Genomic DNA, 16,577 nt, shown 5'->3' with positions numbered 1-16,577 from the left:
GATCCGCAGGCGGCAAGTCCTCGCCCGCCATCTTCTGCCGAGTGGGGACGGGGCGCCGGCTCCAAGTGATCTCCCCCCTTGAGGGGGAGATGTCCGGCAGGACAGAGGGGGGTGCCCCGGATGAGTACGTCATAGTCTGAAGGGACTGAACAATGCCGATCCTGGAATTGAATGGAGTATCGAAATCCTTCGGGGCCCTCGTGGTCGCCGAGGACATCGGCTTTTCCGTCGAACCCGGCGAGGCGCTGGGTATCATCGGACCGAACGGCGCCGGCAAATCGACGCTGTTCAACCTGATCACCGGTAACCTCTCCGTCGCAAAAGGCACGGTTCATTTCGATGGCCGAGACGTGACGAATGTCCCGCCCATGCAGCGCTGCTTTGCCGGCATGGGCCGCACCTTCCAGATCCCGCAGCCTTTCGAGCGGCTGACGGTCTATGAAAACCTGCTCGTCGCCGGCGCCTTCGGCAGCGAAAGCAGCGAAGCTGATGTCGCAGAGTTCTGCGCCGAAATCCTGGTCGAGACGGGCCTGATCGCCAAGGCCAACCGCCCGGCCGGCAGCCTTACCCTGCTCGAGCGCAAACGGTTGGAACTCGCCCGAGCCCTTGCCACCCGGCCCAAGCTTTTGTTGCTCGACGAGATCGCCGGCGGGCTGACCGAAGGCGAGTGCCGGCAGCTGGTCGCCACGATCAAGCGCGTCCACCAGCGCGGCATGGCGATCATCTGGATCGAGCATGTTCTGCATGCGCTGAACGCCGTCGCCGAGAAGATCCTTGTCCTCAACTTCGGTCGGATGATCGGCCATGGCGATCCGCAGACCATCATGAATTCACGCGAGGTGCGCGAAATCTATCTGGGCATGGAGGTCTGACAGATGAGCCTCATCGAAACGAAGAACCTCACCGCCTTCTATGGCGACTTCCAGGCCCTGTTCGGCGTCGATCTCGTCCTCAACTCCGGTGAGACGATCGCTGTCATCGGCGCCAATGGTGCGGGCAAGTCGACACTGATGCGCTCGATCTCAGGCGTGCTGCGCAATGAACCAGCGGCCGTCCTGCATCGTGGCCAGCCGATCGGCGCGCTTGGTTCCCCGGATGTCATGGCTCGCGGCATCGCGCTGGTGCCGGAAGGGCGTCGGCTTTTCCCGTCGCTGACGGTGGAGGAGAACCTTCTCGTCGGTCGCCACGGCAGAAAGGTTGATGGGCCCTGGTCGCTTGAAACCGTATACGAGCTCTTCCCGATCCTGAAGGAGCGGCGCCGCAATCCCTCGACGGCACTGTCAGGCGGGCAGCAGCAGATGGTCGCGATCGGCCGCGCGCTGATGTCCAATCCGGAAGTGCTGCTGTGCGACGAGCTCAGCCTCGGCCTTGCCCCCGTCGTCATCAAGGACATCTACGCCGCCTTCCCGCGCATCCGGGAAACGGGTGCGGCCATCGTTATCGTCGAGCAGGACATCGCGCAGGCGCTGAAGGTGGCCGATCGCGTCTATTGCATGATGGAAGGCCGGGTCACGCTCGAAGGGCGCCCGGCAGAGCTCGACCGCGCGGATATCCATGCGGCCTATTTCGGAGCGGAGTCCCATGAACTGGCTTGATACCATTCTCCAGGGCATCCTGCTCGGCGGGCTCTACGCCCTGTTCGCCGCGGGCCTCTCGCTCGTCTTCGGCATCATGCGGCTCGTTAATCTCGCCCATGGCGACCTGATAGTCTTTGCCGCCTTCCTGATCCTGCTGCTCGTCTCGACGCTCGGGCTCAGTCCATTCCTGGCGGCCCTGATCGCCGGTCCCCTGATGTTCGGGATCGGTTACCTGCTGCAGTATCACCTGCTGAACCGGACGCTCGGCAAGGACATCCTGCCGCCGCTGCTCGTCACCTTCGGCCTGTCGATCGTCATCCAGAACGGCTTGCTCGAAGCCTTCACCGCCGACAGCCAGCGCATACCCGCTGGCGCACTGGAACAGGCTTCGCTCTCGCTTGGCGGCATCAATGCCGGCGTGATGCCGCTCCTGACCTTCGCCTCCGCGATCCTGGTGATCGTCGGCCTCAACCAGCTGATCTACAGGACGGCGCTAGGCCGTGCCTTCCGCGCAACCTCCGACGATGTCGTTACAGCAGGCCTGATGGGCATCCACCCGAACCAGATCTTTGCCATCGCAACCGGCCTTGCCATGGTGATCGTCACCATCGCCGCGCTTTATCTCGGCACTCGCGCCAATTTCGACCCGACCGCCGGGCCAGCGCGCCTAATCTACGCCTTCGAAGCGGTCATCATCGGCGGTCTCGGCTCGCTTTGGGGCACGCTTGCCGGCGGCATCATTCTGGGTGTCGCGCAAACGCTCGGAGCCGCCATCAATCCGGAATGGCAGATCCTCTCGGGCCATATCGCCTTCCTGCTGGTCCTGCTGTTCCGTCCGCGGGGTCTCTTCCCGCGCGCTGTCGATTGAGGTGACGATGACCACGAACCGAGACATCCTGTCGAATGTCATGCGCCCCTCACCATCCTGGCGGGTGGAGACGCGCACGCGCCTGTCCTCGCTGTTCTCCCTTGCAGCCATCCTTTTCGTGCTGCTCCTGGCGGCAGCTCCCTTCGTCGTGTCGCGCGGCGTGGTGCAGGATCTGTTCTTCATCCTCACCATGCTGGCGCTCGCCCAGAGCTGGAACCTTCTCGCTGGATACGCAGGCCTGATCTCTGTCGGCCAGCAGCTTTTCGTCGGCTGTGGCGCCTATGCGCTCTTCGGTTTCGTCATCCTGCTCGGTGTCGATCCGATCCTCGCCATCCCGATCGCCGGCCTCTTTGCCGTCCTCGTCTCCATTCCAACGGCCTTCTTCGCATTCCGCCTCTACGGCCCCTATTTCGCCATCGGCACCTGGGTCATCGCCGAAGTTGGCCGCCTGCTCTTTGCCCAGTGGAAGGCGCTTGGCGGCGGCACCGGCACCTCGCTGCCGCGCGAGGCAACCCGCGACATGTTCGGCGTGGCACTGTTGGAAGACTGGTTCGGCATGCGGGCCGCCGCCGCGGCCGATGCCGTCGCCTTCTGGCTGGCGCTGATCGTGCTCGCCCTGACGATCTGGTTCGTCTACCGCCTGCTGCGCTCCAAGCAGGGGCTGGGCCTGGCCGCCGTGCGCGACAACGAGACAGCGGCCCGGGCACTCGGGGTGGACGCCCAGAAACTGAAACTGGTGATCTACCTCTCCACCGCCTTCATCACCGGGGTCGTCGGCGCCCTCATCTACCTGCAGAAGGCCCGCATCTCCCCGGATGCCGCTTTCTCGCTCACCGACTGGACGGCCTATGTGCTGTTCATCGTCATCATCGGCGGCATTGGAACCATCGAGGGGCCGATCGTCGGCGTCATCATCTTCTTCCTGATGCAGAATGCGCTGTCGAGCTATGGGTCCTGGTACCTGCTCCTGCTCGGCGCCATCGCCATCATCACCATGCTGTTTGCGCCACGCGGGATCTGGGGCCTGATCACCGACCGCACCGGCATCGAACTCTTTCCGGTCCGTCGCACCTTGAGGGGCGGACCGCTTGAACAAACGACAAAGGGAGGGCCACATGGCTGACATCACCACCGACGTCCTGATCATCGGCACCGGGCCGGCCGGCTCGGCAACGGCCGCATTGCTCGCAAGTTACGGCCTCGAGCCCATGGTCATCAACCGCTACCGCTGGCTCGCCAACACGCCACGTGCCCACATCACCAACCAGCGCACCATGGAGGTGCTGCGCGATCTCGGCCGCGACGTCGAGGACGAAGCTTATATGTTCGCAACCGAGCAGGACCTGATGGGCCAGAACGTCTTCTGCACGGCGGTCGCCGGCGAAGAAATCGGCCGCATGCAAAGCTGGGGCAACCATCCGCTTTCGCGCGCCGAACATCTCCTGTCCTCGCCCGGACGCATGAACGACCTGCCGCAGACCTATATGGAGCCCCTGCTCTTCAAGACGGCCTGTTCGCGCGGTGCGCAGTCGCGCATGTCGACGGAATATGTGAGCCATGTGCAGGATGCGGACGGCGTCACCACCACCTGCCTTGATCGCCTGACCGGCAAGCAATTCACCGTGCGGTCGAAATTCCTGGTCGGCGCCGACGGCGGCAACTCCAAGGTCGCCGAACATGCCGGCCTTACCTTCGAAGGCAAGATGGGCGTCGCCGGATCGATGAACATCCTCTTCGAATGCGATCTGTCGCGCTACGTCGCCCACCGCCCCTCGGTGCTCTACTGGGTGCTGCAGCCGGGCGCCGATGTCGGCGGCATCGGCATGGGCCTCGTCCGCATGGTCCGCCCGTGGAACGAGTGGCTGATCGTCTGGGGCTACGACATCAACCAGCCGGCGCCAGCCGTCGATGATGCCTTCGCCACCAAGGTCGTGCGCGACCTCGTCGGCGTCCAGGACCTGCAGCCAAAGATCAAGTCGGTCTCCACCTGGACCGTCAACAACATGTACGCAACCACCATGTCGAACGGCCGCGTCTTCTGCATGGGCGACGCCACCCACCGCCATCCGCCGTCGAACGGCTTGGGATCCAACACCTCGATCCAGGATGCCTTCAACCTCGCCTGGAAGCTCGCCGCCGTCATCCGCGGTCAGGCCGGCATGGGCCTGCTCGACAGCTACCACGCCGAACGCGCCCCGGTCGCCAAGCAGATCGTCACCCGCGCCAACAAGTCGATCGAGGAATTCGGCCCGATCTTCAAGGCGCTCGGCCTGCTCGATTCCGTCGACCCGGTGAAGATGCAGGAAAACATGGACGCCCGCTGCAACGACACGGCGGATGCGGAAAAGCAGCGTGAGGCCATCCGTCAGGCGATCGCCGCCAAGGTCTATGAGTTCGACGCCCATGGTGTCGAGATGAACCAGCGCTACAAGTCCGGCGCCGTGGTCACCGACGGCCAGCCGGAGCCGGCCTTCGAGAAGGACGCCGAACTGCACTACCAGCCGACCACTTGGCCTGGCGCCCGCCTGCCGCATGTCTGGCTCTTCGGCCCCGAGGGCGAAAAGGTTTCCAGCCTCGACCTGACCGGCCATGGCGTCTTCACCGTTCTCACCGGCATCGGCGGCGATGGCTGGGTGGCTGCGGCAAAATCCCTGTCGAAGGAATTCGGCCTGCCGATCACGGTCCACAAGATCGGCCCGCGCCAGACCTGGCAGGACTTCTCCGGCGACTGGGCGCGTGCCCGCGAAATCCGCGATTCCGGCGTGCTTCTGGTTCGTCCGGACCACCACGTCGCCTGGCGCGCTGAAGCCGCCATCAAGGACCCCGAAGGCGAGCTGCGGCGCGTCCTGAAAACCATTCTGGACCGGTGAGGAGCGATCATGGACGCGCACGAAAAGGGCTATTTCACCGAAGAGACCTCCGTCGAGGTCGTCACCGGCCGCAATGCCAATGCCAGGGACGAGCGGTTGAAAGAGGTGATGGAAGTCATCACCCGCAAGCTGCACGAGGCGGTCAAGGAACTGGAGCCGACCCAGGATGAATGGATGGAAGCGATCCTCTTCCTCACCCGCACCGGCCAGATGTGCAACGAATGGCGGCAGGAATTCATCCTGCTGTCAGACGTGCTCGGCGTCTCGATGCTGGTCGATGCGGTCAACAACCGCAAACCCTCGGGCGCCTCGGAAAGCACCGTCCTCGGCCCCTTCCATGTGGCCGATGCCCCGGAACTGCCGATGGGCGCCAACATCTGCCTGGACTCCAAGGGCGAGGACATGGTGATCGAGGGCCGCATCCTCGACACCGAGGGCAAGCCGATTGAGGGTGCCGTGATCGACGTCTGGCAGGCCAATGACGAGGGCTTCTATGACGTCCAGCAGAAGGGCATCCAGCCGGACTTCAATCTGCGTGGCGTCTTTCGCACCGGCCCTGACGGGCATTACTGGTTCCGCGCGGTAAAGCCGAAATTCTATCCGATCCCAGACGACGGCCCGGTCGGCCAGTTGCTCGGCAAGCTCGGCCGTCATCCCTATCGCCCGGCCCATCTGCATTACATCATCAAGGCGGATGGATACGAGACGCTTGTCACCCATATCTTCGATCCTGACGATCAATATATCCATTCGGATGCGGTCTTCGGCGTCAAGGAGAGCCTGCTGGCGAAATTCGACCGCCGCAAGGATGCAAAACGCGCTGCCGACTTCGGCTTCACCGAGGAATTCTGGGAGGTGAAGCACGATTTCGTTCTTGTGGGTCCCAGAAAAACGTCTGGTGACCGTTTGTGAATGCACAGACCGCTGGGAAGGCATAGTGCCAGGAGCCTTCCAGGAGCCGCGAGTGTACCTAAGCGCATCCCGATCGGGCTGGGCTAGCATAATCACTGGCAATACCTTTGTCTGGCAACGGGTCCAACGGACGGCTTGCTTCTGAAGAGCGAACAATCGAAGAGCAGCAAAGTCCCGCAGAATGCCGTCGCTCGTTGCAAACAGGACGTCGCCTATGAGGCATGCTGTTTGGGCTGAATTCAGGGGAGAGAGTTTCCCTTCCCCAACGAACTGAAGCCCCCGGAGGCGGATGCTTCCGGGGGCTTTCGCATAGTTGACGCCGGTCAGGACCGATCAGCTGCCGAGACCCGGCAGGAATACGGGCATTGGGGGCATCACCACCGGATCGTTGATCTTGTCCCAATCATCACCTGGTTTGATTGCGCCGCCGCCGTTGGCGGGCGGATTGCCGCCGCTGCCCGGCAGCACGCCACCGCCAAACCCTGGAAGGGGCTCGCCGCTACCCACCACCACCGGTCTGCCGCCACTGACGGGCAGCACGATCGTGGCGCCGCTGCCCGGCACTACCGAGCTAGGCGGCGTGGTTGTACCGCCGCCGGCCTGGGTCGGTCGCGGGATGCTCTGCGTGATCCACGATCTGGCGAACGCATCGTCCGTGAGGAACTGAGCAAAAAGGACCTGGTTCTTGATCAGGTTTTCGATCGAGGCTTGTGGAACTTGACTGCTCTCGGGGATCTGGGATGTCCGCTTGTTGTAAAGCTCCAGTCTCTGCAAGCGTTCCTGCGGGGCAAGATCTGGATATTCGTCATCTCCTGCCCCCGCTGCGGTAGCGATGACGCCGCTTGCAGCCACCGCTCCGACGACCGCTTCCGTAGTCAAGGACCCGACGGCCACGCCGGCTGCACCGGCCCCGGCAGCAGAACTGCTCCCGGTCGCAGAACCGCTCGCTGCGCCAGAAGCGCCGGAAGACGAAGACGGCGAGCGATTCTGGCTTGATTGGGCCGGCTCATCGTCGGTACCACCGGTAACGACAATAGGTTTTGCTGCGGTGACACCGCCGGGAACAGCAGCGTTGTTTGCCCCTGACCCAGCCCCGGCTCCTGCCGCACTCCCGCTTGTGGTGGAGCCGACAGTGCTTTGGGAAGCGCTGGACGAGGTCTGCGCTAAAGCTGGGGCCTGCACCAGAACCATCAAGAGCGGCGTCACCAGCAGTGAATGGGTTGCCTTGCAAAGTTTAAACTGTGTCATCATGTGTGTCCTCCTTAAAAGCGATAGGACATGCCGAACGACACCTGCCGGTAGTCGTATTTGCTGTTTTCAAACCACGCGACACCCTTGGCGTTAAGCTCAAGCTGTTCGGTGAGCATATAGCCAATGCGCAGCTGGCCAGAGCCCCAGGATGTATCGAGCGGCGTCTCCGCCGGCGCTACCGTCTGCGAGAGGACGTGATGCAGTGCTAACGAGCCGGCAATCTTCAGCTTGGGAGTCAGATTGTAACTGGCGCCGAATTGCAGTGCCATGAACTCGGCATTCCATCGCGCCTCCTGGACCGAGTTTGTCGGCGCGTAAGTCTGTTTGTTTTGGGCGTTCAGATAACTCAAATCCACATGAAGGCCTAGGTCGCCGAGTTCATGCGAACCGCCAACAAAGGCGCCGAGATAGCTCCCAAAGCTCGAACTTGGATTTCGTGAAGGTGCAACGGCAAAGCTGTAGGCCAAATCGCCATCGCCCACACCTCCGATGACGCCAACGCGCAGATGGTCCATCGGCTTGAAGCCGATCATGCCGTCAAATCCGCGTGTCTGCCCGTCTCCGTTAAGCTCAAGCGGAAATGACACCACGCGGGAATTCCATTCTTCGCGAGAAAAACGTCCGCTGATTTCCGCAAAACCGACGTCGCCAATATCGGTGCTAAGACCGAGACGTACACCTTTACCCTGCTGATTGAGGCGCGCAGGCTGACCAGCCTTCTGGTCTATCCAGGTAAAAATGCCTTCAGATGAAAACCTGATGTTGTGGAAAAGTCGTGGCGATTTTCCCAAAGGCCGCACCTGTGCCAGAGAAGGCAAAGACGAGACTTCTGACACGGCATCAGCCGCCAGAGTGCCACCAGCGCAAAAAAGTGAGGCAAAACTGCTGACCAGCAGTAATTTCTTCATAGTGCATGCTCCCCATTACCGGTGCACACTGCGTAACAGGGCAAGTCGACGCGGACCAAGTCTCCGCGTCTCATCAATCATCACTGCGTCTCACGCCTCGCATTTTCTCTCAGATGTTGCAGATAAGAAACGCTTGGATCCGCAGGGCTCTTTACCCAACGAGTCTTTGCTTCGCGACCGCCGGCGCATCAAACGGAATGCAAGGATCGGGGCTCTGGAACAGATCCAGCGAGCACGCGCCTGCCGTGGGAGGGATATAAAACGCGCTGCGGACTACGGCTTTACCGAGGAAATCTGGGAGGTGAAGCACGATTTCGTGCTGGTCCGGACAGACGGATAGATTGGCGAGAACCCGATGGATGCACGGTTCATCCGGGCATTGGGATGCTGACAACCGGACCGGATGGCGCGTCTCTATCGGTCTGCAAGGGCTCCGAGGCTGTGTCTTTGCTCTCATTCACCTGAGGGGTGATGGCGACATTCGACGCCCTTGTGGCTGAAGCAGCTGCAAGGCTCGGCGTGGAATAGGCGTAGCTCAAGGGCTGAGGCAGGGTTGAAGCCGAACCTCGAAGCGTCAGTCCGGCCAGGAGGTCTGCGAGCACATCCGGGGCGAGGCGTGGATGGCAATAGCGAAGGCGAACCTGCAAGGGCTCGTCTCGCCCCGCATCGCGGTCCTGACCGATCATCTGCCACGCAGAAACACAGCCACCTTCGGCGCCCAGTTTCCCAGTGGCGACGCCATAAGAACCATAGGCATTGCGACGGATCACGGGATCGACGGCCATAGCAACACCGGGAAAATCGCGTCTCAGCGTTTCGGTGATCTCCCGGCGATCCGGCCCCTTCCACAAGGACGCCTTGGACGATGACCGGGTCGATACCGTAAGAACGTTCTCGCCGGATATAGTGGTCATGTTGCGGTAAACGAGGACCTGCGTCGTGACGCCATCAAGCGTGGTTTGGCGAAGGCTCAAAGGTGCCTCGCCGAGCCCGGTCAGGGAGGCGGATGCAAGATGCACCGGAAGCTCTCGATTGCCGGTCGCGACGGGCATGCTGCCGGTCATGCCCACAAGCAACGGATCCTCGGCGGTCGTACAGCCGTGCAGGCCAAGCAGTGCCAGGATCGCAAACATATTTCGCTTCACTGATTGATCCCCATGCGTTCGTTGATGGCTGCAATACCCCTCGTATTCGCCGGGTCTGCCATGACCTGGTTCAGCTGGGCGAAGATCGCGCGCGACTGCGAGAGATTGCCGAGGTGGTAATGGCTCCAGGCGCGCATCTGGCTGATGCCGACCGGCTCCGGCATGATCTGCAGGCGAGCGTTCAGTGCTTCAAGCGTGACGCGGTATTGCTTGCGATCAAAGGCGGCGCGCGCCCGCTGCCAGAGTAGCTCGGCGCGCAGTTCCCGGTCGCGCAACGGCGTGAGGCTCTGCTGCATCAAGAGGGCCTCGGCGTCGTCGGTCAGATTGGCGCGAAGCAGGGTGAGGCCAAGGCCATAGGCGGCATCATCCGCCTTGCCGCCCCCGCCCGCGAGACCGACCGTGAAGGCCTGACGCGCCTCGGCCAGATGGTTGAGACCGAGCAGACACCAGCCCTTGGCCACCTGTGCATCCGGCCGCAAGGCTGTCTTTGCTTCAAGCCGCCGCAACTCGGCAACACAGCCACCATAGTCCTTCTTCTGCAGCCGCGAGAGATAGCCGGCCTGGACACCCGCGGGTGCCGAGACCGATTTCCCGGCCCGGTCGCGCGGTGCGGCTGCCGATTTCAGCTCGGCGAAAACAGTCTGATAGGTTTCGCCATGCTGTTCCCGCAGCTTGGCAAGGGCTTTCTTCTCGCCCAGGCGCGTCAGGGTGAGGGCCAGCCCCTTCAGGCTGTCTGCCTCGGCCTTCCATTCGAAGGCCTTGGCGAACCAGGCGCGCGCCGGCTCAAACTGGCGCGAGTTGTAGGCATACCAGCCGATGAGGCGGGCATGATCGGACGATTCCGTCTTCTGGATCGCTTCCGAATAGCGGGTCACGACCCGCTCATCGATGTCGGTCTTGCCCTCGCCCTTGAAGGGAAAGGAAAGCTGATCGAGCAGGAAGGCATCCTCCTCGGCGAGCAGGTCGAGATGGCCTGTCACGAAGGCGTAGGCTTCCTCATCTTTCGACTGGTGGGAAAGACTGAGCACCATGCCGCGAACGGCTTCGGTCGTCGCCTCTTTCTGCAGCATGCGCTGGAAGAAGTTCGCCGCCTGGTCGGGCTGCTCGATCTTCAGCATGTACCAGCCCATCAGAGCGAGGTCTTCGGGCGCTTGCTCCTTGTCTGCAGCCGTCCTGACGGCGGCGATTACCTCGGGGCCTGGTTGAGGCGCGCCTGCAACACCGGATGCGAAATCTCCCAGTTCGCGGCGCATGAGATCAAGACCGAGCGATTGCATCGAGAGGGCCAGCTCGGGATCCGCGGAGAGCACTCGGATCGCCTGATGCAGATCGGCCGCCGGAATGTCCTCCATCGCCTTTTGCAGGGTGGTGAGCACCAGTTCATCGGAGAATGCCTGCTCCGGCGCCCGGAAGAGGATCCCGCGATAGACCGCCGTCAGCCCCTCCTGCATGTCGTTCGCCCGATAAGCGTCGAGCATCATCCAGAGCAGGTCGATCTCGGCTTCCCGTGCCGGGTCAAGCTTCGCGCCCAGACGGATGACGGTCACAAAGTCCTTCGCCTCGTTCGCTTGTGTCATGGCAAATCTAAGCTTCCGCCGCTCGAGCTTGTTGCGGAAATCCTCGGATGGCTCCCAGCCCGGATGGCTTGCGGCAATCCGACTGATCTCCTGCTCGATGCCGGCATAATCATCTCGCTCGTAGAGTTGCCAGAGCGTGGTCTCGTCCACTTGGTCGCCGGCATCCGGAGCATAAAGGTCCGCCGGTGGGATAAAGCCGGGAAACTTCAGTTCCAGGCGGCGGGTCTCCGCTTCGACACGCTCAGCCTCGCCATTCCGGGCGTAGTAATAGAGCGCGGCGAGATCGACCGTGTCGGGTGCGGGCGTCATCTGGGCAGTCGCTTTGCCGATCTCCGGGCCGTCCGAAGGCTGTGCCATGGCGGTGGTCGCTTGGGGTGTCAGAAGCGACGTCGCACCAGCCGGCAACGCGACATTCAGCGCGGCGAGGATGGTACCGGCCAACAGCTTCGTGTTGATTGTCTTCTTCATTCGACTGTCCTCACGCCCTTGCGCGGCACGACGTAACCAACCCACCAGCCAAAGCCGCCCATCAGTGCGAGAACAAGGCCGACATAGATCATGAAGTTGTCGGAGAGCCAGGCAGCCGCGAGGCGTCTCAGATTGGCGGGGCTCGTATCGGTGATCGGAAAGAAACCGTAGGTTTCGGGGTATCGGTTCACGAGTTCGAGGTCAGAGCGGCGGATCACCGCTTCGCCTCCTTCGAGTGCCGTCCAGGTGGCCGGCCTCGTCAGCGCTGCGACGCCTTGCTGGAGCAGGGTTTCATCGGAAGCGTTGACATAGGTCCAGACGGCGGTGCCTTCAGCTGCGGCCACCTGTCTCAGACTGATCAGCCGATCCCGTGGATCGACCTTGACATCTTCCCGACCGATATCCTTGTAGGCCAGCCAGCGGTTGACAGTCGTCGAGGCACGCGCAATCCAATCCGAGGCGCGGCTCTTCAACGACAGCTGGTCGTGCGCAAGTCGCGTTTCGACCTGGAAGGCGTCGAGCAGGGCTTGCGAGTCAGAGATTTGCCCGCCTGTAGTCACCGAAGCCGTGACCAGATCATCGGTTGCAGAGAGCTGCAGGCGATCGCCCTTTTGCCCGGAGAGTTCGGCAAGCTCCAGCGGCTCTTCACCGGCGCCGACAATCAGCGCATTCGTGGACTGGCGCGCATCCGGACGGCCGATCTTGAGTTCGGCTGGAAGAGGATGACCGGCCGACATGGCGAGCCGCGTCAGAAGAGTCAGGGCCGAGCCCAGCCGCGCAGGTGTCGGCGTATCGACATAGAGGCCGAAGCTATCAGCGCCCTTGAAGGGGAAGGAGGTGCCAGCAAAGGCCGCAAGGTCGGGAAGACGGCCGGCGCGCGCCAGGGGCGGTATCGTCACCGTCGTTTCCTCGAGCAGCAGGAAGCGCGACCGCGCTTCATCCCGTCCAGCCGGATCACAGGTGAGGTCCGAGGCGAGCGGCAGCTCGGCCAGAACGCGAACATGGTTCACACCAGGATGGAAGGCGCGCAGGGGAAGTTCCAGCGGCTTGTCCTTGAGCGTCGTGCCCTCAGGATCGTAAAGCACCAGGCTAGCTACGGCCCGTTCATTAACGCGGACAAGCAGTTGCGTCCCGGGGGCGAGCCCTGGTGCGGTGGCGGCGTTGAGATCGAGATCCACCGTCGCATAGTCGCCGGGATAGAAATCGGCAGGCATGACGACGTCGAAGCTCGTCTGGAAGAGACGACCTGCAAAAGGCGTCGTCTGATAGCCGACGCTCGACAGCGGATGTGTGCCCGGGCTCTCGCCATCGATCCGCGTCTGCGCCATGGCAAGCTTGTTTGCGCGTATCAGCGGCAGCAGGGGACCGTTGACGGCGGCAAGCAGCAGCGACTGGATTTCGCTCTTGTTCGATCCGCGCATGGTAACCACGTGGCGACCGTTTTCTCCCTGTCGGACGAAGAGGCCACGCGGCGCTGCGTTGAGGGCATCTCGGGCGGTCTGGGGGAGTTTTGTGTCTGAGGGGTCCCCAATGAAGAGATCGATGCCCGGCCCGCTGCCTCCGACGTCGCCAACGCTGACGCTCAGATCCTCGCGACCGAGCACCAGTGCCAGGGTCTGCACAAGAGACAGGCCGTCGCGAAGGATCGTCTGGGGAGCCTCGTTCCCGGCGATCATCCGGATTTCCGTGGCGCCATCGCCATTCCTGCCGACCGACAGAAGGCTGGCGAGATCGCCGTCCCTCGGGCGTGCGCCGCTCAGGAAGCCGCTGACGAGCGGATCGATCTGCGTCCATAGTTCGTAGGTCGCCTGAACGCTGCAATCGATGCGGTGGTGCTGTTTCGCACGCAGACGCACCTTGTTCCAGCCGACAGTCAGGTCCTTGGCAGAGACGGGAAGGTCGTGGGTCGCCGGTCCGTTGGGCGAACGGATCGGCAAGGCTGCAAGAGGCTTGCCGTTCAACTCGACGTCCAGCATGGCATCGTCAGGCAGGACCGAGACGGCATTGGTGTAGCTCAATCTGAGAATGCCGGCCGTCGTTACCTGTTCGGGCGAGAGATAGAAGGTGAGTTCTCGTGCCGCGCCTTCGCCTTCCAGGCGCATGGCGGTTGCCGTTTGTCGAAAGGCGACCATCTGGCGCGGGATATCCGAAGCGGCCTGAAGCGTGCTCTGGACACTTGCCGTACCAAGGTCCGCAGGAACGAAATCGCCCGCGCGAGAAACGTTTGCCGACAGACAAATGAGCATGGCCGCTGCAGACAGCCGGCGCAGGAATTCATGGTTATGCATAGGCCGACCCTTTCACGGCTACCGGATAGGTCTCGCCCGGACCGGAATCGGTGCTTATTGCCTTGATGATCAGCGGCGCGTCGGGATGCGAGATTTCCGTCGTTTCGCGGACCAGGCGCAGGGCATAGGTAAAGCCGCGCAGCGTCTCGGTAATCGTCCAGAGGGCAAAGCGGAAGGTGCCGGTGAAGAAGCCCTTGTGCTTCTGGACACGGTTCCAGCGATCCTGCAGCGGTTGCTGTTCGCAATACATCATCTCGGCGATTGCGATGAAGGTTTCGGGCGTGCGCTCGGCAAAGGCGAAGCCGAAGCTCGTCTCGTCCTGCCGGCGCAGCATGCTGCGGCAGACGAGGGGGACGCGTATTCCCCGGCCGTGGCGGCGGATCTCGATGACGGCCTCTTCGCCCTTCTCCAAGCCATTGACCGGCTGGCCGTCGATGAACTGCAGGGCAAGGCCGCCGCTCGACACGTCAGCCACGATGACGGCGTGGCTTGCGCCACCGGCGTGCAGGATGGCATGGCGGCGAACGCTAAGCCGCTGGTTGCGTCGGCGCTCGCGCCGTTCCGAGACGGAGCCGAGGGCGGCACCGGCGATCCCCATGTTGATGATGTTCCAGCCGGCAACGATGAGCAGCAGTTCGGACGGCATTGCTTCCGTCATGTAACGCCAGATCGCGTAGCAGGTGGCGGCAAAGAGCAGGAAGAAGATCAGGAAATAGGGACGCGCCAGCGGCGAGAGCTTGCTTTCATCCAGCGTCTGGCCTTTCGACGTGACGTTGAAGGTCGGCTTGCGGGGGTTCTTTACGACGCTCAGGATCGCGCCGAAGAGCATCACCGACTGCACATATTCATAGAGTTCGGAGACCCAGGGCCAGCGGACGCGACCGAAGAGGTAGCTCTGCATGGCAAAGGACGAGATGAGGTAGGTCACCGAATAGCAGATGAACTCGGTGATATTGGCTTCGAAGATCTGCAACGAGAAGAAGATGTAGAGGAGCGGCGAGAACATGAAGGTCAGCCGCGTCAGCGGAAAGAGCCAGAACAGGTTCGTGCCGGCGTAGCAGATGCGCTGTGCCGCAGAGAGGCCGCGCTGCAGGAAGGGACGGTTCAGGGTCAGGATCTGCAGCATGCCCTGGGCCCAGCGAACACGCTGGCCGATGAAGGAGACGAGCGTTTCCGGCTGCAGACCGGCGATCAGAGGCTTGTCGACGTAAAGGCTGTGCCAGCCGCGGCAATGCAGCGCCAGCGCGCTTTCGCAGTCTTCGGTGATCGACTGGCCCGAAAAGCCGCCGGTCTCCTTCAGCGCCTTGCGGCGCAGGACTGCAGCGGAGCCGCAGAAGAAGGATGCATTCCACTTGTCGAGGCCACGTTGCACGACGGAATAGAACATCTCGTTTTCCGACGGCATCTTGCCGAAGGTCTGCAGGTTCTTTTCCAGCGGATCGGGATTGAGGAAGTAGTGCGGCGTCTGGACGAGGAAGAGCTTCTCGTCGTTTTTGAAGTGGCCCACGGTCTCGTTGAGGAATTCGCGCACGGGCGCATGGTCCGCATCGAAGACGACCACAAGCTCGCTGGTCGAGATCGCAAGGCCCGCGTTCAGGTTCCCGGCCTTCGCATGGCTGTTTTCGGCGCGGGCGTGATAGCGGACGCCAAGCGCTGCGGAAAGTGCTTGCAGTTCATCGCGACGGCGACGGGCAGCGATGGCGGCGCGCGGATCGGACTGGTTGCATTTGGCGTCGGTGCCGCCGTCGTCGAGCAGATAGACGGTGAGCTTGTCTGCCGGATAGTTCATCGATTTGGCCGCAGCCAGCGTCAGCGCCAGAAGGTCGGCGGACTCATTGTAGGACGGCACGAAGACGTCGACGGTCGGCTTGTCGTCATCGGCAAGACGAGGTGCCGGTTTGCGGTCCAGCGGGTCGGCGACGATGAAGAAATTGATCGCCAGCATGACCAGGCAATACATTTCCGCCGCATAGAGAATGATGCCCGGAATGAAATTCCAGGGCTCGTTGATGTCGGGAAGCGTCTCCGTCGTGCGCCAGAACGCATAGCGCAGGGCGAGCACGGCCGAGAACACGAAAGTCATCACGCGGAATGTCTTGTTCTGAGGGCGCATCATGAACAGGAGCATCAGCGCCAGAATGGTCAGGCTGAGCACCAGTTGCGCCTGCAGGCTGATCGGCAGCCACAGCAGAAACATACCAAAAAGGCCCGCAATGATTGCAGGCAACGCAGCGCACATCATGTGCAGAACCCCATCTCTCATCCGCTCGCAGCTTCATCTGCGGCGATCCCCTAACAGGGACGCCTGAGAATTAGGGGGTGACTTCTTAGCAAATTGCTAAGAGCGCGAGCGTCGAAAATGCAGAATCTCCGCATCGCGCTGCCACGAATTGACCTGGCAAAGCATTGAAAAATAGAAATATTCTAACCGCTTTATTCGAGTATTTCGACATATCGCGACAATCCAAATCCTAAACCTGATCTAATCGACATGGTGGAGAAAACGTTAACACACAGCCTTGGTGGAAGGTGTTTGCCCCAGGAGGGAACAGAGAATGAGATCCTGGGTGGTTTTCTCCGCTGCTCGTGTGTTGAACCGGTGATCGGACAGCGTCGTCCGCCGCATCGTCCCACACCCAAGTTAGATCGCCAGCGTCAGCGTCCCGATCTCGCACATCCTGTTGCGATGCTGCGTCGTTTCCCGGTTCTCGCC

General features: G+C 62.1%; 12 protein-coding genes. 6 read left to right on the top strand and 6 right to left on the bottom strand.

Annotation, left to right across the window (positions count from 1 at the left end; translation table 11 throughout):
• Nucleotides 1–152: 152 nt before the first annotated feature.
• Genes H6M51_RS03470 through H6M51_RS03445 form a run of 6 tightly spaced genes read left to right on the top strand, consistent with a single transcriptional unit; the run spans nucleotide 153 to nucleotide 6,227 of the window.
• A complete protein-coding gene (locus H6M51_RS03470) occupies nucleotides 153–872 on the top strand; it encodes an ABC transporter ATP-binding protein (RefSeq protein WP_185808507.1) in 720 nt (239 codons plus the stop codon).
• A gap of 3 nt (nucleotides 873–875) precedes the next feature.
• A complete protein-coding gene (locus H6M51_RS03465; RefSeq protein ID WP_185808506.1) occupies nucleotides 876–1,595 on the top strand; it encodes an ABC transporter ATP-binding protein in 720 nt (239 codons plus the stop codon).
• A complete protein-coding gene (locus tag H6M51_RS03460; protein WP_185808505.1) occupies nucleotides 1,582–2,445 on the top strand; it encodes a branched-chain amino acid ABC transporter permease in 864 nt (287 codons plus the stop codon). The genes H6M51_RS03465 and H6M51_RS03460 overlap by 14 nt, the downstream gene beginning before the upstream one ends.
• 7 nt (nucleotides 2,446–2,452) lie before the next feature.
• Complete coding sequence (locus tag H6M51_RS03455; protein ID WP_185808504.1) at nucleotides 2,453–3,568, top strand: branched-chain amino acid ABC transporter permease; 1,116 nt, start codon at nucleotides 2,453–2,455, stop codon at nucleotides 3,566–3,568.
• Complete coding sequence (locus H6M51_RS03450) at nucleotides 3,561–5,315, top strand: FAD-dependent monooxygenase (protein ID WP_185808503.1); 1,755 nt, start codon at nucleotides 3,561–3,563, stop codon at nucleotides 5,313–5,315. The genes H6M51_RS03455 and H6M51_RS03450 overlap by 8 nt, the downstream gene beginning before the upstream one ends.
• A 9-nt stretch (nucleotides 5,316–5,324) precedes the next feature.
• On the top strand, nucleotides 5,325–6,227 hold the full coding sequence (locus tag H6M51_RS03445; protein WP_185808502.1) for an intradiol ring-cleavage dioxygenase: 903 nt from the start codon (nucleotides 5,325–5,327) through the stop codon (nucleotides 6,225–6,227).
• 333 nt (nucleotides 6,228–6,560) lie between these two features.
• Here H6M51_RS03445 and H6M51_RS03440 read toward each other — a convergent pair whose 3' ends face one another.
• From H6M51_RS03440 to bcsA, 6 genes are all read right to left on the bottom strand, one after another.
• Entirely contained in the window at nucleotides 6,561–7,478 is a 918-nt protein-coding gene (locus H6M51_RS03440) for a hypothetical protein (RefSeq protein WP_185808501.1), read from the bottom strand.
• 11 nt (nucleotides 7,479–7,489) lie between these two features.
• Nucleotides 7,490–8,386: a hypothetical protein gene (locus tag H6M51_RS03435; RefSeq protein ID WP_185808500.1), complete on the bottom strand. Its 897-nt coding sequence runs from the start codon at nucleotides 8,384–8,386 to the stop codon at nucleotides 7,490–7,492.
• A 368-nt stretch (nucleotides 8,387–8,754) separates the two neighbouring features.
• Complete coding sequence (gene bcsN / locus H6M51_RS03430; protein WP_185808499.1) at nucleotides 8,755–9,519, bottom strand: cellulose biosynthesis protein BcsN; 765 nt, start codon at nucleotides 9,517–9,519, stop codon at nucleotides 8,755–8,757.
• Nucleotides 9,520–9,527: 8 nt separating this feature from the next.
• Complete coding sequence (locus H6M51_RS03425) at nucleotides 9,528–11,576, bottom strand: hypothetical protein (protein WP_185808498.1); 2,049 nt, start codon at nucleotides 11,574–11,576, stop codon at nucleotides 9,528–9,530.
• Nucleotides 11,573–13,864, bottom strand: a complete 2,292-nt coding sequence (locus H6M51_RS03420; protein ID WP_185808497.1) for a cellulose biosynthesis cyclic di-GMP-binding regulatory protein BcsB — start codon at nucleotides 13,862–13,864, stop codon at nucleotides 11,573–11,575. Before H6M51_RS03420 ends, H6M51_RS03425 begins: the two co-directional genes overlap by 4 nt.
• Nucleotides 13,857–16,103: a UDP-forming cellulose synthase catalytic subunit gene (gene bcsA, locus H6M51_RS03415; protein ID WP_281418926.1), complete on the bottom strand. Its 2,247-nt coding sequence runs from the start codon at nucleotides 16,101–16,103 to the stop codon at nucleotides 13,857–13,859. Before bcsA ends, H6M51_RS03420 begins: the two co-directional genes overlap by 8 nt.
• Nucleotides 16,104–16,577 lie beyond the last annotated feature (474 nt).

The sequence above is a fragment of the Rhizobium sp. AQ_MP genome (assembly GCF_014237835.1).
Taxonomy (GTDB): Bacteria; Pseudomonadota; Alphaproteobacteria; order Rhizobiales; family Rhizobiaceae; genus Allorhizobium.
This window is presented reverse-complemented; position numbering and strand designations above follow the sequence as displayed.